This window comes from Pseudomonas sp. NPDC096950 (assembly GCF_044762525.1).
In the GTDB taxonomy this organism is placed as follows: domain Bacteria; phylum Pseudomonadota; class Gammaproteobacteria; order Pseudomonadales; family Pseudomonadaceae; genus Aquipseudomonas.
Genome location: NZ_JBIWEL010000018.1, coordinates 63,003 through 84,589, shown reverse-complemented (window position 1 = coordinate 84,589; position 21,587 = coordinate 63,003). Strand labels below are relative to the sequence as shown.

The window sequence follows — 21,587 nt, the reverse complement described above, 5'->3', positions numbered from 1 at the left end:
GTTCCCACGCTCCGCGTGGGAATGCAGCCCGGGACGCTCCGCGTCCCCATTCAAAGCCGAACGCAGAGCGTCCGTAGAGGCATTCCCACGCAGAGCGTGGGAACGATCAAGCAGATCCTGCGCGGAACTGCCGTTGTTTTTCACTTGAGGCTTGTAGCTTGCTGCTCGAGGCTGGGCGTCAGCCCTTGCCTTTGGTCCGCGTCATATTCGGCCCACCATTCTTCTCCAGGTGCTCGATGATGATCCCCGCCACGTTCTTCCCGGTGGTGGTTTCAATCCCTTCCAGCCCCGGCGACGAGTTCACTTCCATCACCAGCGGCCCGTGATTGGAACGCAGGATATCCACCCCCGCCACCGCCAGACCCATCACCTTGGCTGCCCGCAACGCCGTCATGCGTTCTTCCGGGGTGATCTTGATCAGGCTCGCGCTGCCGCCGCGATGCAGGTTGGAGCGGAACTCCCCTGGCTTGGCCTGGCGCTTCATCGCCGCGATCACCTTGTCGCCGACCACGAAACAGCGAATGTCCGCGCCGCCGGCTTCCTTGATGTATTCCTGAACCATGATGTTCTGCTTCAGGCCCATGAACGCTTCGATCACCGACTCCGCCGCAGTGGCCGTTTCGCACAGCACTACGCCGATACCCTGGGTGCCTTCCAGCACCTTGATCACCAGCGGGGCGCCGTTGACCATGTCAATCAGGTCGGGAATGTCATCCGGCGAGTGGGCAAACCCGGTGACCGGCAAACCGATCCCCCGGCGTGACAGCAATTGCAACGAGCGCAACTTGTCCCGCGAACGGGCGATGGCCACCGACTCGTTGAGCGGGAACACCCCCATCATTTCAAACTGGCGCAACACCGCGCAGCCGTAAAACGTCACCGAGGCACCGATCCGGGGGATCACCGCATCGAAACCTTCCAGCGGTTTGCCGCGGTAGTGAATCTGCGGCTTGTGGCTGGCAATGTTCATGTAGGCGCGCAAGGTGTCGATCACCACCATTTCATGGCCACGCTCGATACCGGCTTCGACCAGACGACGGGTGGAATACAGACGCGGGTTCCGCGACAGCACAGCGATCTTCATGCAACACCTGTGGAAGAGGTAGATACCGGGAACACCGGCTTGTCTTGTACATATTTAATGCCCGGATTGACCACCAACTGGCCGTCGATCAGGGCTTTGGAACCGAGTAACAGGCGATAACGCATGGACTTGCGGCAGGCGAGGGTGAACTCGACCCGCCAGACCCGATCACCGAGGGCCAGGGTGGTGCTGACCACATAACGCATCTGCGCGTGGCCGTTGGAGCTTTTAATGGTTTTCATCGTCACCAGCGGTGCCTCGCAGCGGCGGTGGCGCAATTGCACCACCGTGCCCAGGTGCGCGGTGAAGCGCACCCATTCCTGCCCGTCGCGCTCGAATGTCTCGATGTCGGTGGCGTGCAGGCTGGAGGTGCTGGCGCCGGTGTCGATTTTTGCCCGAAGGCCTGCGACTCCCAAATCCGGGAGCGCCACCCACTCGCGCAGACCGACAACGGTCAAATGGTCAAATGTCTTCAATAGGAAAAACCGGCGATTAACGCGTCCAGGCTTCAGGTGTTACCTGGGCCAACGCTTTGAATGCAGGTTTGGCGAACCAGTAACCCTGCATCAGAAATATTCCACAGTCCGCCAGGAAATCCCGTTCACCGGCGCTCTCAATGCCTTCGGCAATGACTGTAACGTTCAACTCCGCACAGATTGTGACAATCCCCCGGACGATAGCCTGACGAACACGGTCGCGATCGACATCGCGGATCAGCGCCATGTCGAGTTTGATCAGGTCCGGTTGGAAATCAGCCAGCAGATTGAGCCCCGAATAACCGGCACCGAAATCATCGATGGCGGTCTTGAAGCCGAATTCGCGGTATTCACGCAGAATATTGGTCAAATGGCGATAGTTATCTACGTGCTCGCTTTCCAGGGTTTCGAAAATCAGTCGGTCGATCGGGAAATTATGTTTTTTCGCTGCCTCCAGGGTGCTGCGAATGCACAGCTCTGGACGATAGACGGCGTTGGGCATGAAGTTGATCGACAAGTGTGTCTGCATATTTAGATTCGCCGCACCTTCAATGGCCCGGGTCCGGCAGAGCTGGTCGAAGCGGTAGCGGTTCTCTTCTGTAACCTGATCTAACACGGACAACGCGCCTTCACCGGCCAGCCCACGGACCAGCGCTTCGTGGGCGAAAATCGATTGGTCGCGCAGGTCGACGATGGGTTGGTAGGCGAAAGCAAAATCGAAACCCAGCGCCTCGCTTTGCTGGCAGCCCTGGCAGCCGGTTTTGGGTGAGGTCAAAGAAGAGGGGAATATAGTCACTCGATCACTCCATGCCGGTGAACCGGCCAAGATCACAGTTTATCTGGAGGGCCGAGTTCTTGCGCCCGACAGAAACGGTAGTACAGTTCCGACTACTGGCGGAAAGAGGAATTCATATGGCGCAAAAACAGGAAGAGGACGACAAGGTTCGTCTCGATAAATGGTTGTGGGCCGCGCGTTTTTACAAAACCCGTGCCTTGGCCAAAACGGCGATCGAGAGTGGCAAGGTGCACTGTCGGGGCGAGCGATGCAAACCGGGCAAGGAACCGCGCATCGGCGATGAGTTTCAGATCCGCGTAGGGTTTGAGGAAAAGACTGTCGTAGTCCAGGCGCTGTCGATCGTGCGCCGAGGCGCGCCCGAGGCGCAGACGTTGTATGCGGAGACCGAAGCGAGCGTCGCCAAGCGCGAAGCGGCCGCGGCGATGCGCAAGGCCGGCTCGTTGGGCGTGAGCACCGATGGCAAGCCGAGCAAGAAACAGCGGCGGGATTTGTTCAAGTTTCGCGGCAGTAGCAACGACGAGTGATCCAAAGATCGTTCCCACGCTCTGCGTGGGAATGCCTCAATGGACGCTCTGCGTCCCGGGCTGCATTCCCACGCAGAGCGTGGGAACGATCAATTGCATCAAGGCACTAGCTTGCAGCACGCACCACACTCATCCGCGAAACCACCGGCAGTTTCCCCAACAGCCCAAACACCGGTGCCGTCACTTTCAGGAAAAACTCCGAAACGTGATACGCAAACGGCGTGTAGTAACCCCAGCCCAACGCCCACACCGCCAGCAGCACGCCGCCGATGTAATCGTCCTGGCCCCAATGCGCGCCCGCCACCAGCCGCGGCATCATGAATAGCAGCGACAGGCCCCAGATGATCAGGGTCTGCCTGGTGCCGCGGCTGAACACCGTCATGAACATCGCCCAGATCAACAGCACGGAAGCATGGTCGCCGGGGAAGCTCTGGCTCGAGCGATCCTTGAGTTGCCACGTCCTCTCAAGCTCGGGGAAGTAGTCGCTCATGTGCACGGCGCCGTTGATCATCATCGACGGGCTGCTGTGCTGCCAGTCCATGTAATCGGCGTATTTCGAGAACAGCATGCGGATAAACAGCAGTAACAGCAGAATCGCGAGGAAGCCGAAAAACGCCCGGCGTACATCGATGGCGTCAAACACCCAGTCGCCCTTGATCAGCAGCATCAGCAGAATCACCCCGACCACCGCATCAAATGGGCGAAGACTTGCAATTGCCCATATGTGGAGCCATATCGGGTTGCTGGCCAACGGAGCATTGAGCAGGTGAAACAGCCACTCGTCGAAAAACACGCACAACATCTGACCCGTAGGCCATAACCAGAATGCCAACAGCGCCAGAGGCACCAGATTGCACAATACCAACCGGCGGAGGTTCCACCTTGCTTGGAACAAACCCGGATTGTTCATAAAATGCCTCCAATGGCTGAACATCGCGCACCAAAGCGGTGCCGCAAAGACGTAATTGTCACTACTTGTAACTAAATTGTCATCACTTCAGATACCCAGACCTATGACCGATCTACCGGATTCCGACTTCACCCAACGCTTCATCTTCGATGACAGCGACACCCGCGGCGAGCTGGTGGCGTTGGAACGTAGCTATGCCGAAGTGCTGGCCAAACACCCCTACCCAGAGCCGGTCGCGCAACTGCTGGGCGAATTGATGGCCGCCGCCGCGTTGCTGGTCGGCACCCTTAAGTTCGATGGACTGCTGATCCTGCAAGCTCGTTCCGATGGACCGATCCCGTTGCTGATGATCGAGTGCTCCAGCGAGCGCGAAATCCGTGGCCTGGCCCGTTACGAAGCCGACCGGATCGCCCCTGACGCGACCCTTGCCGACCTCATGCCCAACGGCGTGCTGGCGCTGACCGTCGACCCGACCCAGGGCCAGCGTTACCAGGGCATCGTCGACCTCGACGGCGAAACCCTGTCCGAGTGTTTCACCAACTATTTCGTCATGTCCCAACAGGTCGGCACCCGCTTCTGGCTGTACGCCGATGGCCGTCGTGCCCGTGGCTTGCTGCTGCAGCAATTGCCTGCCGACCGTCTGAAAGACGAAGAAGAACGCGCCGCCAGTTGGCAGCACATCACTGCGCTGGCCAGCACCCTGACCGCCGACGAACTGCTGAGCCTGGACAACGAAACCGTGCTCCATCGCCTCTACCACGAAGAGCAAGTGCGTCTGTTCGATGTGCAGAAACTGCGCTTCCGTTGCAGTTGCTCCCGCGAACGATCTGCCAATGCGCTGGTCAGCTTGGGTCTGGAAGATGCCCAGTCGCTGGTGATCGAACACGGCGGCCACATCGAGATCGATTGCCAGTTTTGCAACCAGCGCTACCTGTTCGATGCAGCGGATATCACTCAATTGTTCGCTGGCGCGGGTGTCGATACGCCGTCAGATACCCGGCACTAAAACGGTTCAGCGCAGGTAAATTCACTGGTTAGCGCCGGAATAACGCCGTTACGACGGGAGGGCCCTACTCTTTTTGGGCTTTTCTGGCATAATCCGGCCCACTTTTTGTCGCGGTAGTAGTGCACGACTTTCTACTACAAAACGTTTGGAGCACACTCGGCCACTGGCCGACGGGGAATCTCATGACGCAAGCCAATAACGCCGTGTACACCGATCTGAGTGTTGATGATCTGGTAAAAGAAGCCTTGAGTCGCGGTGAAGGCGAGCTTGCCGATACCGGCGCGCTGGTTGTTCGCACTGGTCACCGCACCGGCCGCTCGCCAGTCGATCGTTTCATCGTTGACGAGCCGTCCACTTCGGCTTCCATCGCCTGGGGCCCGATCAACCGCAAGTTCCCGGCCGACAAGTTCGATGCCCTGTGGGACCGCGTCGAGGCGTTCAACAACGCGCAAGAGCATTTCGTTTCCCACGTGCATGTAGGTGCGGCTGAAGACCACTACCTGGCCGTGAAGATGACCACCCAGACTGCCTGGCAAAACCTGTTCGGTCGTTGCCTGTTCATCAACCCGGAAAAGTACAACCCGGCTGGCCGTGATGAGTGGCAAGTGCTCAACGTTGCCAACTTCGAATGCGTGCCTGAGCGTGACGGCACCAACTCCGACGGTTGCGTGATCCTCAACTTCGCACAGAAGAAAGTGCTGATCGCCGGCATGCGTTACGCCGGTGAAATGAAAAAAGCCATGTTCTCCGTGCAAAACTTCCTGCTGCCGGCCGCTGACGTGCTGCCGATGCACTGCGCCGCCAACATCGGCGAAGCAGGCGACGTGACCCTGTTCTTCGGTCTGTCCGGCACCGGTAAAACCACCCTGTCCGCCGACGAAAGCCGTTACCTGATCGGTGACGACGAACACGGCTGGGGCGAAGGCGTTGTCTTCAACATCGAAGGCGGCTGCTACGCCAAGTGCATCGACCTGTCCGAGAAGAACGAGCCGGTCATCTGGAAAGCCATCAAGCACGGCGCAGTCCTGGAAAACGTCGTCATCGACGACGCCAAGCACGCCGACTACGCCGATGTCAGCCTGACCCAGAACAGCCGTGCCGCCTACCCGCTGGAGCACGTTGCCAAACGCTCCGAGAAGAACCTCGGTGGCGAGCCAAACGCTGTGATCTTCCTGACCTGCGACCTGACCGGCGTCCTGCCGCCAGTGTCCATCCTCAGCGAAGAACAAGCGGCCTACCACTTCCTGTCCGGCTACACCGCACTGGTGGGCTCGACCGAAATGGGTTCCGGCAGCGGCATCAAATCGACCTTCTCCACCTGCTTCGGCGCACCGTTCTTCCCGCGTCCGGCTGGCGAATACGCAGAACTGCTGATCAAACGCATCCGCGGCTTCGGCTCCAAGGTCTACCTGGTCAACACCGGTTGGACCGGCGGCGGCTACGGCGTCGGCAAACGCTTCAATATCCCGACCACTCGTGGCGTGATTGCAGCGATCCAGAGCGGTGCGTTGATCGGTGCTAAGACTGAGCACTTGGACACCATCAACCTGGATGTGCCGTTGGCTGTTCCTGGTGTTGAGACTGGCCTGTTGAACCCGCGTAATACCTGGGCTGACAAGGCCGCCTACGACGAAGCGGCTAAAGCGTTGGCTGGGTTGTTTGTTGAGAACTTCAAGAAGTTTGAAGTGAGTGATGCGATCAAGGCTGCTGGGCCTAAGCTGTAAGGCTTGGTCTGACGCAATGAAAGAGCCGCCCTCAGGGGCGGCTTTTTTGTGGGCGCTGTTTGGTCCTGAAGGTAACGGAGATCATTTGTGGGAGCGGGCTTGCTCGCGAATGCGGTCATTCATTCAACATTGATGCTGACGGCTCCACCGCTTTCGCGAGCAAGCCCGCTCCCACGGGGATTGGCATGCGTTTCAGGTTTTCAGGTGCAGAACTAATGCGCCAACCAAGACCAAAACAACGCCCAGCACTTGTACCTTGGCCAACCGCTCCTTGAAAAACACATAGCCCAAAATTGCCGCAATTCCGCCCGACAATGTGCTGATCACGGTCACTACCGATACTGATCCGGCCACCGCACCCCAAGCAAATGACGAAAAGCCACCCAGGTTCATCAGGCTCGCACCCGTCAGCGTCATGCAGTTTTTCAGGGGCGGGATTTTCAAGCCGTCCTTTATTTTGATCACGATGAGCACCAGCACGATCAGCCCAACCAGATAAGCGAGCCAGAGCATCGTCACCGGCCCAAGAACAGGAAGGACGAAGTGTCCTTGCAACCAAAAACTGGTGCCGTAGAACACTGCCGCCAACAATGCGTAGGCAATCGAACTGCTGGCTTGTATGGTGTGTGGAATCTTCGGGTCAGAGTGGATGCTGGAAAGAATCACCCCGAGCACGCACAGGCCAATGCATAGCAGCTGAATCAAGCCGATCTGCTCACCGCCAGCCCAGGACAGCAACGTCGTGACCACGCCGTAGGACGTCACCAACGGCGCGACAATGGAGGCTTTGCCGAGGGCGAAGGCTTTGGACAGCGCCAGGGCACCGGACACGGTCAGGATGGCGGCACCGATGCCGATCAACCAGACGTTGAGTGGTGCAGCCATGGATTTGAAGATGAAGCTGGGAACGGCGATCAGCAACAGGCTCATGATCGTGAAACCCAACGCCTGCCCGAAATAAACAGCCCGTTTGACGCCGACTGCACGGGCATTCAGGCCCACGAGAAAATCTGTACCACCCCAGAGCAGGGCGGCGAGTAAACCCATCAGTACGTCCACGCTATGTCCTTATAGGTGTTCGCTGCGCACGTTTAGAGGCGTTCCAGCTCTTGAGTGTCCCAGCGTTGGGCCTTGATGGCCTGGTAGAGCATGCCGATAGTCAGCGGGACTTTGTCGCCGCGACCTTTGGCCCTGCGTTTGAGGAACACATCGTAGCCTTCGGGTTGGAAGTAGCGATAGGCGTCGTAGTCGATGAGGTCGATTCCAAACTGTTCTTCCAGCGCCTCCATCAGTTGTCGCGCATCGGCGCCGTCGCAGCCCAGGTCGAAATTGATCGAGGTGGTGAGGCTGATGGTTTTGCGTTCGGGCAGGCCGAGTTCTTCGTGCAGCAGCTGCATGAGCAGGTGCATGGCGTGGTCGTCGAGGAAGTTGGGGGCGAGGTTCATGGGGCGTGTTCCGTCAGGGGCATTTCGATGAGGTGGATTAAGCCTGATTTCGCGGCGTGTTGGATGTTGATCAACGCAGCGAACCTGATATTCGCGGGAAGGCTGGCGTTCACCGCTTAGGATTTCGTTTGATCGTTCCTACGCTCCGCGTGGGAATGCAGCCCGGGACGCTCTGCGTCCCAAGAGCCGAACGCGGAGCATCCTTTGAAGCATTCCCACGTGGAGCGTGGGAACGATCTTCGCTCGGTGTCAGGTGGGTGCTTTCCAGCCCATCATGCGTTGCTGGGCGACTTTCAATAGGTCGCAGCCGTCCTGGTTCAGCAAGTAGAGCGCGTGGGTGATATGGGGGATGTCTTCGACGTCGCCGTTTTTGCAGCAGGCGCAGTGCAGGGTTTTGAGGTGGTCGCTGGAGGCTCGGATGCGCTGGAGGGCGGCTTCGAGGATGTCTTGGCGGTTGGCTTCTGTGTCGATGATCAGGGGCGGGGAATCCGTGAGGCTGGCTTGTACCTGGGCTTTGAACCAGGCGTCATAGGCTTCTTTTTCGAGCAGTTGTTGGGTGCCGGGCATTTTGGTTTTCATCAGGTGCGCCGTGTCATCGTTCATCGCGGGTAAGCCCGGCTCCCACAGGGATCTTTGTTCATGCATCAGATCGCCGAGATTTTCGGCAAGCGCTGCCGGGCAACTTCCAAGAGTTCGTGGCCGTCATGGGTAAGCAAGTACAGGGCGTTGATTATGTTTGGGATGTCACTCGGGTCGGCTTCTTTGAAACTTTGGCAATAAAGCGTCTCAAGCAAATCGCTGGCGGCGCGGATGCGTTGGCGGGCGGCGTCGAGGATTTCGTGTGGATCGGCTTCGGTGTCGATGACCAGCACGGGGGTGTCGCTGTAACTGGACTTGAGTGGGTGAAAGCGATTTGTCAGCGTGCAAGGTGTGTCCATCGAGGTTTCTCCTGTATGAAATCACGGCAGGCCGAGACACCGTTTCAGCCGCGCCGCAGACTATAGAAGGGCCTGGAACGGCGCGGCAATATGGCCACGATGGACAGGATTCGTAGGGGTTTTACCTGTGCAATCAGACCGTGCCTACGCGTTCGCCGAGGGTTTTTCAGGGCGAAACCCTTGCAGGTCAAATTTCCTACACGATTGTCAGGCGTTACGCGGCAAACCCCTGTTTCGGGTGCGCCAGATCCTGTAGGGCGTTTCCAAACGTCTGACCCACGCTTAACAGGAAACAGCCCGACCCATGCCGCGTGGGCGAGCAAGAGTCGGGTGTTTTATGAGTTGTTGCGAAGGGCGATGCTGCAGTCGGTATCAACCGGCAACGGTGGGCTGCGCAGTGGAATGCGTGGCGAGCATCGGCAGATCGTCAGGGATTTTCCCGCATCCGCTGAGCAGCAGGGCGGCAAGAAGCAGAGGAAGAAGAGAAGTGTGGGGCATGGTCGTTCCTTCGTGAAAAATCCGCGCCCATCAGGCGTCCTGCCGTGATGTGAAATACGCGAATAGTGGTTTTGAGGAGGTGAACCTTACCTTCTGACCGAGCGGCCCCGTGAGCAAGAAAGTGTTTCGTTTGTTTCATCCTGTGGCAAAGGCACAGGGCCGCAAGGCTGTATCATTCCGTATCGTTTTGGTCCCGACCTTTTCTCGACTCGCTGCGATCGCCGGCTAGGCTTTTGGCATCGCAGCAGTCAACGGAGTGACAGCTTATGCACAACACCCTGGAACAGGTTTTCGGTTATCCGCAGTTTCGGCCCGGCCAGGAGGCGGCGGTCAGCGCGGTGTTGGCCGGACGCTCGGCGGCGGCGATTTTGCCCACTGGCTCGGGCAAGTCACTGTGTTATCAATTGCCGGCGCTGTTGCTGCCGCACCTGACGTTGGTGGTGTCGCCGCTGCTGGCGCTGATGCAGGATCAGTTGGCGTTCCTGCAACGCCACGGCATTTCGGCGGGCAGTATCGATTCCGCGCAAAGCCGCGATGACGCCAGTGACGTGATGGCCCGGGCCAAGTCTGGCGAATTGAAGATCTTGATGATTTCAGTAGAGCGCCTGAAGAACGAGCGCTTCCGCAATTTTTTGCAGCAAGTGCCGATCTCGCTGTTGGTGGTGGACGAGGCGCACTGCATCTCGGAATGGGGCCACAACTTCCGACCCGACTACCTAAAGCTTCCGGACTACCAGCGCCAGTTCAATATCCCACAAGCTTTGCTGCTGACCGCCACCGCGACGCCGAAAGTGATCGCGGACATGGAAGCGAAATTCGCCATCGCTCCCGAAGACGTGGTGACCACCGGTTTCTATCGGCCGAACCTCAATTTGTTGGTGGAACCGGTGCGCGGCCAGGACAAGCGCCGACGTCTTGTCGAGTGGATGAGCCAGCGCCCGAACCAGCCGAGCATCGTCTACGTCACCCTGCAGAAAACCGCCGAGCATATTGCCGAGCACCTGGGTCGCAACGGCATTCAGGCCGAGGCTTATCACGCCGGTTTGCCCCACGAACAACGGGAAGCGATTCAAAAGCGCTTCATGGGCGGGCAGTCCAATTGCATCGTCGCGACCATCGCTTTCGGCATGGGCATCGATAAAAGCGACATCCGTAACGTCGTGCATTTCGACCTGCCCAAATCCATCGAAAACTACAGCCAGGAAATCGGCCGCGCCGGGCGTGACGGGCAGCCCTCCGACTGCCTTGTATTGGCCAACCGCGACAGCCTCAACGTGCTGGAAAACTTCGTCTACGGCGACACGCCGGAATTGGACGGCATCCGCTGCGTGCTCGACGAGTTGCAAGTCGCCGCACCGGAAGGGCAGTGGGAGTTTCTGCTGGGGCCTTTGGCGGATCAGAGCAACATTCGTCAGTTGCCGCTCAAGACCTTGCTGGTGCAGTTGGAGCTGCGCGGGATCATCGCGCCGCGTTATGCCTATTACGCGGAATACCGCTTCAAATACTTGCAGGAGCCCGAAGCGTTGCTCGCTCGTTTCGAGGGTGAACGCAAGGACTTCGTCTCGGCAATCATCCAGACCTCCACCCGTGCACGAACCTGGGCGACGGTGAATTTCGATGCACTGTACGAGCTGCATTCAGCCGAGCGTAATCGGGTGGTCAAGGCGCTGGATTACTTCCAGGAAAAGGGCTGGGTCGAGCTTGAAAGCAAGCAAATGACCGAGGTCTACAGCCTGCTGCAAATCGGTTTCGATGCCCAGGCTTTGAGCGAAGAGCTGCACGCCTACTTCACCCGCCACGAACAAACCGAGATCGCGCGGATTCACGCCATGCTCGATCTGTTTGCCACGGATCATTGCCTGGGTTATCGCCTGGCCGAGTATTTCGGCGATGAAAACGCGCCTCGGCAGTGCGGGCATTGCTCGGTGTGTCACGGGAATGTGGCGCGACTGCCTGCACCGCCGGAGTTGCCGGTGCTTGTGGATAAAAACTTCGAAGCGATGTGTGGTGATTTTATCCACAGGCATGAGCAGTACACCGGGCAGGTGCCGTCAGCGGAGCGGGTGACGCGGTTTTTGTGCGGGATCAGCGTGCCGTTGTTTACCAAGCTCAAGGCGCGGACGATTCCGGGGTTTGGTGTCCTGGAGGATTATCCGTATGCCGAGGTGCGGGGGTGGGCCGAACAACATCTGTCTGGTTGAACGATGTCCACCCTGTGGGAGCGGGCTTGCTCGCGAAAGCGGTATGACAGTCAGCAATGATGTCGACTGACACCGCGCCTTCGCGAGCAAGCCTGCTCCCACAGGGATTTTCAGTGGTCTTGCGGGCGCATCCATCCCCTGAATGTCCCCCATCACAGGAATAAATTTCAAAAAAGCCCTGTGGCTGACTATGGTGAAGGCTGTCTTTGGATCGCCAACAAGAGAACAACAATGAGCCAGACGCCGTTCAATATTCAGCGCGCCGCCGTGATCGGCGCGGGCACCATGGGTCGCGGGATTGTCATGTGCCTGGCTAACGCCGGGGTGCCGGTGCAATGGGTCGATAACAATCCGCAGATGCTTGAACAGGCGTTGGCCGCAGTCGCCGAAACTTATGCCCACAACGTGCGCCAGGGCCGGATCGATCAGGCCGAGGCAGACGCCCGCCTGGCGCGAGTGACCAGCGCCGCCGATTACGCGGCGATCCGCGATGTGGATCTGGTGATTGAAGCGGTCTACGAAAACCTCGAACTGAAGCAGAAAATTTTCCGCGAACTCGACGGCCTGCTCAAACCCGAAGCGATTCTGGCCAGCAACACCTCGGCGCTGGACATCGATGCGATTGCCGCTGCCACTCGCCGTCCGAAACAGGTCCTGGGCCTGCATTTCTTCAGCCCGGCGCACATCATGAAACTGCTGGAAATCGTCCGCGGCGCGCAAACCGCGCCGGTGGTGCTCGATGCGGCGCTGGATCTGGGTAAGCGCATGGGCAAGGTCAGCGTGGTGGCGGGCAACTGCCATGGGTTTATCGGCAATCGCATGCTCAATACCTACGTGCTTGAGGCGCGCAAGATGCTGCTCGAAGGGGCTTTCCCGCATCAGGTGGATGCCGCGCTGCAAGGATTCGGTTTCGCCATGGGGCCGTTTCGCATGTATGACGTGGTCGGCATCGACCTCGGATGGCGAGCCCGCGAACTGGCGGGTAAAGGTCAGGATGCGCCGGAAGTCCAGGTCGACAATCGGCTGTGCGAGCTCGGGCGTTTCGGCCAGAAGAGTGGCGACGGTTATTACCACTATGAACCGGGCAGTCGGCAGGCCGAGCACGATGTCGAGGTCGATGCGCTGGTGCTGGAGATCAGCGAGGGTTTGGGCTTCCAGCGCCGCGAGATCAGCCCTGAGGAGATTCTGGAGCGCTGCTTGCTGGCACTGGTCAACGAAGGGGCGAAGATCCTCGAGGAAGGCATTGCCGGCTCGGCTCATGACATTGATCTGGTGTACCTCAATGGCTATGGCTTCCCGGCGGACAAGGGCGGGCCGATGGCCTGGGCGGATCAGCAGGGATTGGCGGATATTCATCAGCGGTTGCTGGCGCTGGAGACACGACAGGGTGATCAGTGGAAACCGGCGCGGTTGATTGGGGAGTTGGCGGCGGTAGGGAAGGGGTTTGCTGACAGGTAAGTGATGCGGCGTCTGTAAGGACGCCTTCGCGAGCAAGCCCGCTCCCACAGTTGATCGCATTCGTCCTGTGGGAGCGGGCTTGCTCGCGAAGAACGATAACGCGGTTTTCACCTTAGACTGGCCACCCAATCCCAGGAACCAATACTAATGTCCAATCCGATGCCCCAACGCACCGACTACCCGCACTTCCAGCCCATTACCACCCGCTGGCACGACAACGATGCCTACGGGCACGTCAACAATGTCACCTACTACAGCTTTTTCGACACAGCGGTGAACACCTACCTGATCGAAGTCGGCGGGCTGGATATTCATGACGGTGAAGTCGTGGGTTTTGTGGTGAGTTCGGCTTGCGATTACTTTGCGTCGATCGCTTTCCCGGATCGCATCGAGATCGGCCTGCGGGTCGGCAAGTTGGGCAACAGCTCGGTGCAATACGAATTGGCGGTGTTCAAGCAGGGCGACGATGAAGCCTGTGCGGCCGGGCGCTTCGTGCATGTGTTTGTGGATCGTGCGTCCAATGAGCCAGTGGCGATCCCTGCCGGGTTGCGCGGGGCGCTGGAGCGGTTGGTGGTTTGACGGGCAAAAAAAATCGCAGCCCTGAGGACTGCGATTTTTGCTCTACCTGACCGCGAAGCCGTTCAGGCCTCAGCGATGACGATAGTATTTGTGATGTTTACGGTGACCGTAGGCATGACCACGGCCACGATGGTCATCCCGGTAGTAGCGACGATCATCACGGCCGCGATAGGAACGACGATCGTCATCCTCATCGCTCTTGTTGCCCATGTAGTTACCCAGCGCACCGCCGGCACCACCGCCGGCTGCCGAGCCGATCAAGCTGCCGGTGCTGCCACCCAGGCTGCGACCGACCACGTTACCGCCTGCCGCGCCCAACGCACCGCCAATGGCGGCTTCGCCACGGCTGCGTTTGTCTGCGCCGACGGCACTACCACCTGCGCCGCCCAGGGCTGCGCCGATGGTGGAACCTGTATTGCCGCCTAGTGACTGACCGACGACCGAGCCCAAAACCCCGCCCAATGCGCCGCCCACACCTGCTTCGGTGGTGCCTCCGGCAGAAGCAAAGCCACTGGCCAGGCTAAGGGACAACAAGAGAATCGAGGAGAACTTCATAGAGGAACCTCAAGGGGATGACGGCGCGATCCTGAGGCTGTGTCTGGATTGTGACAATCGAAATCCGACGAGTAACACGACTTGTACACAATTCTATAAGTTACTGTTTTTTGGGCGGAACTTAAGGCTTTTTCGCCGGTCTTTAGCTACTTCGGATAGGCCGTTTCTTTACAGAAACGGCCTTTTTTGTGGGCGATTGGAAAGTATCAGCTTCGAGAGATTCATTGCATGATCCACCGCTTTCGCGAGCAAGCCCGCTCCCACATTGAAATGCATTCCAATGTGGGAGCGGGCTTGCTCGCGAAGAGGCCGGACCTGCTGCCGCGTTACGCCGACTTGGCCAAAATCAACCCGGTCTCGCTGGCCATTTCCAACCGGATCGCCACAAACTTCGACGTCGGCGTATGGCTGCCATCCCCGGTGCTTTCCAGCGGCACCAGCGGGTTTACTTCCGGGTAGTACGCCGCCGCCTGCCCGGCAGGAATATCAAACGCCAACAGCGTGAAGCCCTTCACCCGACGCACACGGCCATCGTCCCAGATCGAAATGATGTCCGCCTTCTGCCCAGGTTTGAACCCCAGGCGAATGATGTCCGCCTCGTTGACGAACAACACATCCCGCTGACCCTTCACCCCGCGATAACGGTCATCCAGGCCATAAATCGTGGTGTTGTACTGATCGTGGGAGCGCATCGACTGCATGATCAGGTCCGGCAACACGCCGGTGGCGCGGGTGCGTTCGTGCACCAGGTCTTTGGGCAGGGTGTTCGGACGGAAATTGGCGCGGCCCGACGGCGTGTTCCACTTGCGCGCGCCGGCACTGTTGCCGAGGTAGAACCCGCCAGGGTGCTTGACCCGCTCGTTGAAGTCGCGGAAGCCCGGAATGGTGTCGGCGATCAGGTCACGGATGCGGTCGTAATCGGCCACCAGCCAGTTCCAGTCCACCGGTTTGCTGCCCAGGGTCGCGGCGGCGATGCCGGCGATGATTGCAGGCTCCGAGCGCATCTGGTTCGACAGTGCCTGCAACTGGCCGTTGGAGGCGTGGACCATGCTGAACGAGTCTTCGACGGTTACCGCTTGCGGGCCTTCGGTCTGGATGTCGATGTCGGTCCGGCCCAGGCACGGCAGGATCAGCGCTTCCTTACCGTGGGTCAGATGGCTGCGATTGAGCTTGGTGCTGATCTGCACGGTCAGGTCGCAATTACGCAGGGCCTGGAAGGTGCGCGGGCTGTCCGGGGTGGCTTGGGCGAAGTTGCCACCCAGGCCGATAAAGACTTTGGCACGACCTTCGGCCATGGCGTGAATCGCCTCGACCACGTTGTGACCGTTTTCGCGCGGCACCTTGAACTGGAAGCGACGCTCAAGAGAATCGAGGAACGCCACTGGCGGACGCTCGTTGATGCCCATGGTGCGGTCGCCTTGCACGTTACTGTGGCCACGCACCGGGCACAGACCGGCGCCGGGCCGGCCGATGTTGCCGCGCAGCAGCATCAGGTTGGCGATTTCCTGGATGGTCGCCACCGAATGGCGATGCTGGGTGATGCCCATCGCCCAGCACATGATCACGTTCTTGCCTTTGGCGTACATGCGCGCCGCCTGCTCGATTTCCACCAGGGGCAGGCCGGATTGCTCGACGATCTGCTCCCACGAAGTGTCGTCGACGATGCCGAGGTATTCCAGCACGTTGGCACTGTGTTCATTGAGGAAGTCGTGGTCGAACACCGCCGGCTCACCAGCCTTCTGCGCATCGCGCTCCCATTGCAGCAGGAACTTGGCCATGCCGCGCATGATCGCCATGTCGCCGCCCAATGCCGGACGGAAGTACGCGGTGTTGGTTGGCTTGTCGCCGTTAGTGAGCATTTCGATCGGGTGTTGCGGGTGCTGGAAGCGTTCCAGGCCACGCTCTTTGAGCGGGTTGATGCACACCACCTGAGCGCCGCGTTTCACCGCTTCGCGCAGGGGTTCAAGCATCCGCGGGTGGTTGGTGCCGGGGTTCTGGCCCCAGACAAAAATCGCATCGGCGTGTTCGAAGTCGTCGAAGGTCACGGTGCCTTTGCCGACGCCGACACTTTGCGCCAACGCCACACCGCTGGCCTCGTGGCACATGTTCGAACAGTCGGGGAAGTTGTTGGTGCCATAGGCGCGCACGAACAACTGATAGAGGTACGCCGCTTCGTTGCTGGCGCGGCCCGAGGTATAGAACTCGGCCTGATTCGGGCTCGACAGGCCCTGCAAATGCTTGGCGATCAAGGCGAACGCCGCTTCCCAACTGATCGGCTTGTAGCGATCGGTCTCGGCGTCGTAGCTCATCGGCTCGGTTAAGCGGCCCTGATACTCAAGCCAGTAATCACTTTGCTCCAACAACGCACTGACGCTGTGCTTGGCGAAGAACGCGCCATCGACACGCCGTTTGGTCGCTTCCCAGTTCACCGCTTTGGCGCCGTTCTCGCAGAACGCCACCATGCCGGCTTCATTGGAATCGCCCCAGGCGCAACCGGGGCAGTCGAAGCCGCCGTTCTTGTTGGTCTTGAGCATCATGCGCAGGTTTTTCAGCGCGTTGTCGCTGGTCAACCAGGCCCGGGCGACGCTGGCCAGCGCGCCCCAACCACCGGCCGGACCTTTGTAAGGCTTGTAACGCGGAACAGGTTTTTGGTCGGCTTGATTGTGTTGACTCACGCTTGATTCTCCAACGCAGGGCTGTAGACCCGCGGCGCACTTTTTTGCGGCAGGTGGATGAGATTGAGGTTGTGGCGACGGGCCCATTGCACGGCAAGGCCCGTGGGCGACGACAGGCTGACGAGGGTCTGGATGCCCGCGCGCAGCACTTTCTGGATCAATTCGAGGCTGCAACGGCTGGTGACAATCGCCAGGCCGCCGGCCGTCGGGATGTTCTGGCGGATCAAGCCGCCGATCAACTTGTCGAGGGCGTTATGTCGGCCGATGTCTTCGCGGCCCAGCAGCAACTCGCCTTGGCCGTTCATGAACACCGCCGCATGCACCGCGCCGCAATGCTGACCCAGCGGCTGAAACGCGCCGATACGCTGGCGCAAACCGTCGAGCCATTCGGCGGGCGGCAGTGGTGCGCCGGGCAATACCTTGAGATCGGGCAATGCCTGCTCGACCGCTTCCACGCCGCAGAGCCCGCAACCGCTGGTGCCGGCCAGTTGTCGACGTTGCTGCTTGAGGTTCCAGAAGGCGCGGTTGGCGATGGTCACTTGCGCGTATTGCGCCGAACCTTCGCCGGTCAATTGCAGGTCATAGATATCGGTAGCGTCTTCGATGATGCCGCTGCCTAGGCTGAAACCGACGATGAAGTCTTCAAGATCCGTCGGGGTGACCAGCATCACCGCCTGGCTGATGCCGTTGTACGCGATCGCCAACGCCACTTCCTCGGCGAGCGCGGTGCTGGCCGATTCGGTGTATTGAAGGTCGCTGTAACTGTAGGTCTGGCTGGCGGCGGGCGCGGGCGTTTCGAGTGCGGGCGCCGCGCTTGCAGGGCGCTTGGCGTTCATTGGGCATCACCGACGGTTTAGTCAGCTCTAAGCCTATGCGCGTCAACTTGTCGCGTCTAATCGCTATTACTGATCCGCCGATAGATGCCGTCGATCAAGACTCTGCCTGCGATTGTTGATAGATCGCGAAACAGGCTTCCGCCAACGCCGAACGCGGAGCGCTGCGACGCATGATCAGGCCAAGCCGGCTGAGGGTTTGCGCGTTTTCGATGGGGTGCAGACGCAAATGGTCGGTGAGATTTTCCAGGCCGCTGTCCAACGGCATTACGGCACAGCAGAACCCACCGTGCACCGCTTGTAACAATTGGTGCACCGCGTCGGTTTGCAGCAATGGTTGTGGCGTCAGCCCGCGACTGTGGAAATTGTGATCGATGGACTGGCGAAAGTGCATGCCGCTGGTGAGCATGCCCAGGGGCAGTTCGATCAGCGATTCCCAACTCAGTGGTGCCTCGCCGAAGCTATGAAAACGCTGGTCATAGAGCAGGCCCATGCGGGTTTCGCTGAAGGCCAGGGAGTCGAAGCGCTCACCGTCGAGACGTTCCAGATAGGAAACGCCGAGGTCCAGGCGATTGTTCGCCAATTGTTCGAGGATCTGCTCGGAACTCAGGGCCGAGAGTTCGAAGCGCAGGTTCGGGTGTTCGGCGTGCAGGCGTTGCATCAGGGGCAGTGGATCAAAACTCGACAGCGGCACCACGCCCAGGCGCAACGTACCCACCAGATTGCCGCGACAGGCAGCGGCTTCGGCCTGCAAACCGTCGTAAGCCGCCAGCACCGTGCGCGCCCAGGCCAAAACCCGCTCGCCCGGCGCGGTAAAGCCTTCGAAGCGCTGGCCGCGATTGACCAGCGGCAACTCGAGCTCTTCTTCGAGGCTGCGCAGGCGCATGGACAGGGTTGGCTGGGTAATGTGGCAGCGCGCAGCGGCTTGGCCGAAGTGTCGGGTTTCGTCGAGGGCGATGAGGAATTTGAGCTGCTTGATGTCCATCTTCGCTCCAGGGCGTGGGCAGGGTTTGCGATTCTAGCGCTTGCGCGGGGTGGGGTCATTGGTCGGCTGGGAACCGGGCTGCGGGAGTCTGGTCTAGTCTTTTGCGTCTGGACCCTTATCCCATGGAGAGAACACGATGAGCCTTTTCAGCTTTTTAAAAGATGCCGGAGAAAAAATCCTCGATGCGCTGACGCCGGACAAGGCCGAAGCCAATAGCGAGGCGCTGACCAAGCATGTGAAGGATGCACTGACGGGTATCGACACTTCGAAAATTCAAGTGAAGGTCGAAGGCGAGAAAATCATTGCCACGGGCGAAGCCGCCAGTCAGGAAGAGAAAGAAAAAATCCTGTTGGCCCTCGGTAACGTGGCGGGTATCAGCGGCGTGGATGACCAGATCACCGTGACCGGGCCGGTGGCCACGCCGGCGAAGTTTGTCACGGTGGAGAAAGGCGACACGCTCAGCGCCATTTCCAAGCGTGTGTATGGCGATGCCAACAAGTACAACAAAATCTTTGAGGCCAACAAGCCGATGCTCAAGGATCCGAACAAGATCTATCCGGGGCAGTCGTTGCGGATTCCTGAGTAAGGCTTAAGACTGTGTGATGGCCTTCGCGGGCAAGCCTCGCTCCTACAGGTTTTGTGTCGTTTTCGTCATGTGCGTACGACACAAAACCTGTGGGAGCGTGGCTTGCCCGCGATGCAGGCGACTCGGTCTAGAGCCCTGCAATCAACTCCCGATAATCCCCCACCGCCGCAAACTCCGCCGTGTCCTTCGGCCCTTTGCGACTGTCCGGCTCGCTCACGGCTAGCAGATGCGCCACGCCAAAATTCCGCGCACTGCGCAGGATCGGCAAGGTGTCGTCGATAAACAGGCTGCGCGCCGGGTCAAAACCGATGTCCGCTTGCAAGGCGTCCCAGAACTGCGGGTTCTCCTTGGCAAAGCCGTAATCGTGGGAGCTGATCAAGCGCTCGAAATACGGCGCCAGTTCAATCCGCTCCAGCTTCAACGACAGCGAATCGCGATGGGCATTGGTGATCATCACCACCCGCTTGCCGGCTTGTTTGATCGCCGCCAGAAACGTATCCGCATCCGGGCGCAGGGCGATCAGGTGTGCGGTTTCCAGTTTCAGCTCGCGCACCGGGATTTTCAGCTCGGCGCTCCAGAAGTCCAGGCAATACCACTGCAACTGGCCGGCGTTACGTTCGAACAGCGGCTGCAATTCCATCTCGGCCATGGCCCGGCTCACCCCGTGCAGCTCGGCATAACGCTGGGGCAGGTGCTCCATCCAGAAATGGTTGTCGTAGTGCAGGTCCAGCAGCGTACCGTCCATATCCAGCAGAACGGTGTCGATGTCGCGCCAGGGCAGCAGGGACATAAAAAACTTCTCCAGCGGTAAAAAGATATCCGAGGTAAACAATCAGGATAGGCCGGGTATAGTAACCCGCTATCGCCAAGGAGCCGCTCATGCGCCAGAAACCCACCGTACTCGCCCGCGAGATTGTCGCCACCAGCCGTTTATTCTGCGTCGAAGAGCTGAAGCTGCGCTTTTCCAATGGCGTGGAGCGCACGTACGAGCGTTTGGTCGGTAAAGGCGCCGGGTATGGCGCGGTGATGATCGTGGCGATGCTCGATGCGGACCACGCGGTGCTGGTTGAAGAATATTGCGGCGGCACCGATGAATATGAGCTGTCCCTGCCCAAAGGCTTGATCGAGCCCGGCGAAGACGTGCTGGCGGCGGCTGAGCGTGAGCTCAAGGAAGAGGCCGGGTATGGTGCGCGGCAGTTGGAGCATCTGACCGAGTTGTCGTTGTCGCCCGGTTACATGAGCCAGAAGATCCAGGTGGTGTTGGCCACCGATCTGTACGAAGAAAGCCTTGAGGGTGACGAGCCCGAGCCGATGCGGGTGGACAAGGTCAACCTGCGCGAGCTGTCGGCCCTGGCCCAGAACCCGCAATTCACTGAGGGCCGCGCCTTGGCGGCGTTGTATCTGGCCCGTGATCTGCTGACTCAGCGTGGGGTGTTCCTGCCATGAATTTCCCGCATCCGTTGATGGCGCCGGTGGTTGAACTGGCGTTGAAGGCCGGCGAAGCAATCTTGCCGTTCTGGCGCACCGGCACGGCGGTGACCGCCAAATCCGATGATTCGCCAGTCACGGCCGCTGATTTGGCTGCCCACCATTTGATTCTGGCCGGGCTGACGGCGCTGGACCCGAGCATCCCGGTGCTGTCTGAAGAAGACGCCAACATCCCCCAAAGTGTGCGCGCCGGATGGCAGCGCTGGTGGCTGGTGGACCCGCTGGACGGGACCAAGGAGTTCATCTCCGGCAGCGAAGAATTTACCGTCAACATCGCGCTGATCGAGCAGGGCCGCGTGGTGTTTGGCGTGGTGTCGATGCCGACCAATGGCCGCTTCTACGTCGGTGGCGCCGGGTTGGGCGCGTGGCGTGGCGATCAAGGCGCAACGCCGCTGCCGATCCAGGTACGCGACGTACCGGCGCCGGGTGAAGCGTTTACCGTGGTGGCCAGTCGTCGGCATTCCAGCCCCGAGCAGGAACGCTTGCTGGCCGGGTTGAGTGCCAGTCTCGGTGAGCTGCAATTGGCGAATTTCGGCAGTTCGCTGAAGTTCTGCATGTTGGCGGAAGGGGCGGCGGATTGTTATCCGCGCCTGGCCCCGACCTCCCAGTGGGACACGGCAGCGGCGCAAGGCGTGCTGGAAGGAGCGGGTGGCGAGGTGCTGGATTTGAGCGGTGCGCCGTTTTGTTATCCGGCGCGGGAATCGTTGCTGAATGAATTTTTTTTGGCGCTGCCGGCGAAGGCGGCGTGGCGTGAGAAGTTGTTGGAACTCGCGCGCGGATAAGCTCGTTACGCGAAACCCATGTGGGAGCGGGCTTGCTCGCGAAT

At 59.6% G+C, this 21,587-nt stretch carries 23 protein-coding genes; 9 read left to right on the top strand and 14 right to left on the bottom strand.

The window, feature by feature from the left end; translation table 11 throughout:
- Positions 1-178: 178 nt before the first annotated feature.
- Genes rimK through ACIQY3_RS24190 form a run of 3 tightly spaced genes read right to left on the bottom strand, consistent with a single transcriptional unit; the run spans position 179 to position 2,356 of the window.
- Complete coding sequence (rimK, locus tag ACIQY3_RS24200; RefSeq protein WP_054047778.1) at positions 179-1,084, bottom strand: 30S ribosomal protein S6--L-glutamate ligase; 906 nt, start codon at positions 1,082-1,084, stop codon at positions 179-181.
- The gene (locus ACIQY3_RS24195; protein WP_177331474.1) at positions 1,081-1,542 is read right to left on the bottom strand and encodes an ATP-dependent zinc protease; all 462 of its coding nucleotides are present in this window, start codon (positions 1,540-1,542) and stop codon (positions 1,081-1,083) included. Before ACIQY3_RS24195 ends, rimK begins: the two co-directional genes overlap by 4 nt.
- 34 nt (positions 1,543-1,576) lie before the next feature.
- Positions 1,577-2,356, bottom strand: a complete 780-nt coding sequence (locus tag ACIQY3_RS24190; protein WP_403024710.1) for an EAL domain-containing protein — start codon at positions 2,354-2,356, stop codon at positions 1,577-1,579.
- A gap of 116 nt (positions 2,357-2,472) precedes the next feature.
- Between ACIQY3_RS24190 and ACIQY3_RS24185 the strand changes: the two genes are divergently transcribed.
- Positions 2,473-2,880, top strand: coding sequence for an RNA-binding S4 domain-containing protein (locus tag ACIQY3_RS24185; protein ID WP_403024556.1), 408 nt, complete (start codon positions 2,473-2,475; stop codon positions 2,878-2,880).
- 106 nt (positions 2,881-2,986) lie between these two features.
- Here the strand turns inward: ACIQY3_RS24185 and ACIQY3_RS24180 are convergent, their stop codons facing one another.
- On the bottom strand, positions 2,987-3,790 hold the full coding sequence (locus ACIQY3_RS24180; protein WP_403024553.1) for a phosphatase PAP2 family protein: 804 nt from the start codon (positions 3,788-3,790) through the stop codon (positions 2,987-2,989).
- Between the two features lie 103 nt (positions 3,791-3,893).
- Here ACIQY3_RS24180 and hslO point away from each other — a divergent pair, with 103 nt between their 5' ends.
- Both hslO and ACIQY3_RS24170 read left to right on the top strand, forming a co-directional pair.
- The gene (gene hslO / locus ACIQY3_RS24175; protein ID WP_403024550.1) at positions 3,894-4,796 is read left to right on the top strand and encodes an Hsp33 family molecular chaperone HslO; all 903 of its coding nucleotides are present in this window, start codon (positions 3,894-3,896) and stop codon (positions 4,794-4,796) included.
- Positions 4,797-4,978: 182 nt separating this feature from the next.
- Entirely contained in the window at positions 4,979-6,520 is a 1,542-nt protein-coding gene (locus tag ACIQY3_RS24170; RefSeq protein WP_403024547.1) for a phosphoenolpyruvate carboxykinase, read from the top strand.
- Positions 6,521-6,712: 192 nt separating this feature from the next.
- Here ACIQY3_RS24170 and ACIQY3_RS24165 read toward each other — a convergent pair whose 3' ends face one another.
- The 5 genes from ACIQY3_RS24165 to ACIQY3_RS24145 form a co-directional block, all read right to left on the bottom strand.
- The gene (locus tag ACIQY3_RS24165) at positions 6,713-7,567 is read right to left on the bottom strand and encodes an EamA family transporter (RefSeq protein ID WP_403024707.1); all 855 of its coding nucleotides are present in this window, start codon (positions 7,565-7,567) and stop codon (positions 6,713-6,715) included.
- Between the two features lie 44 nt (positions 7,568-7,611).
- The gene (locus ACIQY3_RS24160) at positions 7,612-7,965 is read right to left on the bottom strand and encodes a DUF1493 family protein (protein ID WP_403024544.1); all 354 of its coding nucleotides are present in this window, start codon (positions 7,963-7,965) and stop codon (positions 7,612-7,614) included.
- 249 nt (positions 7,966-8,214) lie between these two features.
- Positions 8,215-8,532 carry a hypothetical protein gene (locus tag ACIQY3_RS24155; protein WP_403024705.1) on the bottom strand — a complete coding sequence of 106 codons (318 nt, stop codon included), beginning with the start codon at positions 8,530-8,532 and terminating at the stop codon, positions 8,215-8,217.
- A 77-nt stretch (positions 8,533-8,609) separates the two neighbouring features.
- Positions 8,610-8,903, bottom strand: coding sequence for a hypothetical protein (locus ACIQY3_RS24150; protein ID WP_403024541.1), 294 nt, complete (start codon positions 8,901-8,903; stop codon positions 8,610-8,612).
- 372 nt (positions 8,904-9,275) lie between these two features.
- Positions 9,276-9,401: a hypothetical protein gene (locus tag ACIQY3_RS24145; RefSeq protein WP_403024539.1), complete on the bottom strand. Its 126-nt coding sequence runs from the start codon at positions 9,399-9,401 to the stop codon at positions 9,276-9,278.
- 266 nt (positions 9,402-9,667) lie between these two features.
- Here ACIQY3_RS24145 and ACIQY3_RS24140 point away from each other — a divergent pair, with 266 nt between their 5' ends.
- From ACIQY3_RS24140 to ACIQY3_RS24130, 3 genes are all read left to right on the top strand, one after another.
- On the top strand, positions 9,668-11,602 hold the full coding sequence (locus tag ACIQY3_RS24140) for an ATP-dependent DNA helicase RecQ (protein WP_403024536.1): 1,935 nt from the start codon (positions 9,668-9,670) through the stop codon (positions 11,600-11,602).
- Positions 11,603-11,833: 231 nt separating this feature from the next.
- Positions 11,834-13,060: a 3-hydroxyacyl-CoA dehydrogenase NAD-binding domain-containing protein gene (locus ACIQY3_RS24135; protein WP_403024531.1), complete on the top strand. Its 1,227-nt coding sequence runs from the start codon at positions 11,834-11,836 to the stop codon at positions 13,058-13,060.
- 147 nt (positions 13,061-13,207) lie between these two features.
- A complete protein-coding gene (locus tag ACIQY3_RS24130) occupies positions 13,208-13,639 on the top strand; it encodes an acyl-CoA thioesterase (protein ID WP_403024528.1) in 432 nt (143 codons plus the stop codon).
- 69 nt (positions 13,640-13,708) lie between these two features.
- On the opposite strand, the gene ACIQY3_RS24125 is transcribed toward ACIQY3_RS24130, so the two are convergent.
- The 4 genes from ACIQY3_RS24125 to ACIQY3_RS24110 form a co-directional block, all read right to left on the bottom strand.
- Positions 13,709-14,194, bottom strand: coding sequence for a glycine zipper domain-containing protein (locus tag ACIQY3_RS24125; RefSeq protein ID WP_123402668.1), 486 nt, complete (start codon positions 14,192-14,194; stop codon positions 13,709-13,711).
- Positions 14,195-14,520: 326 nt separating this feature from the next.
- A complete protein-coding gene (locus ACIQY3_RS24120) occupies positions 14,521-16,869 on the bottom strand; it encodes an FdhF/YdeP family oxidoreductase (RefSeq protein WP_403024524.1) in 2,349 nt (782 codons plus the stop codon).
- Positions 16,866-17,705 carry a formate dehydrogenase accessory sulfurtransferase FdhD gene (gene fdhD / locus ACIQY3_RS24115; RefSeq protein WP_054047742.1) on the bottom strand — a complete coding sequence of 280 codons (840 nt, stop codon included), beginning with the start codon at positions 17,703-17,705 and terminating at the stop codon, positions 16,866-16,868. The genes ACIQY3_RS24120 and fdhD overlap by 4 nt, the downstream gene beginning before the upstream one ends.
- A 94-nt stretch (positions 17,706-17,799) precedes the next feature.
- On the bottom strand, positions 17,800-18,687 hold the full coding sequence (locus ACIQY3_RS24110) for a LysR family transcriptional regulator (protein WP_403024520.1): 888 nt from the start codon (positions 18,685-18,687) through the stop codon (positions 17,800-17,802).
- A 136-nt stretch (positions 18,688-18,823) separates the two neighbouring features.
- Here ACIQY3_RS24110 and lysM point away from each other — a divergent pair, with 136 nt between their 5' ends.
- Positions 18,824-19,273, top strand: coding sequence for a peptidoglycan-binding protein LysM (lysM, locus tag ACIQY3_RS24105; protein ID WP_054047738.1), 450 nt, complete (start codon positions 18,824-18,826; stop codon positions 19,271-19,273).
- Between the two features lie 127 nt (positions 19,274-19,400).
- Here the strand turns inward: lysM and yrfG are convergent, their stop codons facing one another.
- On the bottom strand, positions 19,401-20,063 hold the full coding sequence (gene yrfG / locus ACIQY3_RS24100) for a GMP/IMP nucleotidase (protein ID WP_401328751.1): 663 nt from the start codon (positions 20,061-20,063) through the stop codon (positions 19,401-19,403).
- 89 nt (positions 20,064-20,152) lie between these two features.
- Between yrfG and nudE the strand changes: the two genes are divergently transcribed.
- Both nudE and cysQ read left to right on the top strand, forming a co-directional pair.
- Entirely contained in the window at positions 20,153-20,719 is a 567-nt protein-coding gene (gene nudE, locus ACIQY3_RS24095) for an ADP compounds hydrolase NudE (protein ID WP_054047735.1), read from the top strand.
- Entirely contained in the window at positions 20,716-21,543 is an 828-nt protein-coding gene (cysQ, locus tag ACIQY3_RS24090) for a 3'(2'),5'-bisphosphate nucleotidase CysQ (protein WP_403024516.1), read from the top strand. The genes nudE and cysQ overlap by 4 nt, the downstream gene beginning before the upstream one ends.
- Positions 21,544-21,587 lie beyond the last annotated feature (44 nt).

What these genes read in the sequence shown, in the direction of transcription:
- ACIQY3_RS24145 (WP_403024539.1), bottom strand. Translation starts at nt 9,401, where the DNA reads ATGCCCCACACTTCTCTTCTTCCTCTGCTTCTTGCCGCCCTGCTGCTC.
- ACIQY3_RS24130 (WP_403024528.1), top strand. Translation starts at nt 13,208, where the DNA reads ATGTCCAATCCGATGCCCCAACGCACCGACTACCCGCACTTCCAGCCC.
- ACIQY3_RS24140 (WP_403024536.1), top strand. Translation starts at nt 9,668, where the DNA reads ATGCACAACACCCTGGAACAGGTTTTCGGTTATCCGCAGTTTCGGCCC.
- rimK (WP_054047778.1), bottom strand. Translation starts at nt 1,084, where the DNA reads ATGAAGATCGCTGTGCTGTCGCGGAACCCGCGTCTGTATTCCACCCGT.
- ACIQY3_RS24160 (WP_403024544.1), bottom strand. Translation starts at nt 7,965, where the DNA reads ATGAACCTCGCCCCCAACTTCCTCGACGACCACGCCATGCACCTGCTC.
- ACIQY3_RS24150 (WP_403024541.1), bottom strand. Translation starts at nt 8,903, where the DNA reads ATGGACACACCTTGCACGCTGACAAATCGCTTTCACCCACTCAAGTCC.
- cysQ (WP_403024516.1), top strand. Translation starts at nt 20,716, where the DNA reads ATGAATTTCCCGCATCCGTTGATGGCGCCGGTGGTTGAACTGGCGTTG.
- ACIQY3_RS24180 (WP_403024553.1), bottom strand. Translation starts at nt 3,790, where the DNA reads ATGAACAATCCGGGTTTGTTCCAAGCAAGGTGGAACCTCCGCCGGTTG.
- yrfG (WP_401328751.1), bottom strand. Translation starts at nt 20,063, where the DNA reads ATGTCCCTGCTGCCCTGGCGCGACATCGACACCGTTCTGCTGGATATG.
- ACIQY3_RS24165 (WP_403024707.1), bottom strand. Translation starts at nt 7,567, where the DNA reads ATGGGTTTACTCGCCGCCCTGCTCTGGGGTGGTACAGATTTTCTCGTG.
- ACIQY3_RS24110 (WP_403024520.1), bottom strand. Translation starts at nt 18,687, where the DNA reads ATGGACATCAAGCAGCTCAAATTCCTCATCGCCCTCGACGAAACCCGA.
- ACIQY3_RS24155 (WP_403024705.1), bottom strand. Translation starts at nt 8,532, where the DNA reads ATGCCCGGCACCCAACAACTGCTCGAAAAAGAAGCCTATGACGCCTGG.
- nudE (WP_054047735.1), top strand. Translation starts at nt 20,153, where the DNA reads ATGCGCCAGAAACCCACCGTACTCGCCCGCGAGATTGTCGCCACCAGC.
- fdhD (WP_054047742.1), bottom strand. Translation starts at nt 17,705, where the DNA reads ATGAACGCCAAGCGCCCTGCAAGCGCGGCGCCCGCACTCGAAACGCCC.
- lysM (WP_054047738.1), top strand. Translation starts at nt 18,824, where the DNA reads ATGAGCCTTTTCAGCTTTTTAAAAGATGCCGGAGAAAAAATCCTCGAT.
- ACIQY3_RS24170 (WP_403024547.1), top strand. Translation starts at nt 4,979, where the DNA reads ATGACGCAAGCCAATAACGCCGTGTACACCGATCTGAGTGTTGATGAT.
- ACIQY3_RS24185 (WP_403024556.1), top strand. Translation starts at nt 2,473, where the DNA reads ATGGCGCAAAAACAGGAAGAGGACGACAAGGTTCGTCTCGATAAATGG.
- hslO (WP_403024550.1), top strand. Translation starts at nt 3,894, where the DNA reads ATGACCGATCTACCGGATTCCGACTTCACCCAACGCTTCATCTTCGAT.
- ACIQY3_RS24135 (WP_403024531.1), top strand. Translation starts at nt 11,834, where the DNA reads ATGAGCCAGACGCCGTTCAATATTCAGCGCGCCGCCGTGATCGGCGCG.
- ACIQY3_RS24125 (WP_123402668.1), bottom strand. Translation starts at nt 14,194, where the DNA reads ATGAAGTTCTCCTCGATTCTCTTGTTGTCCCTTAGCCTGGCCAGTGGC.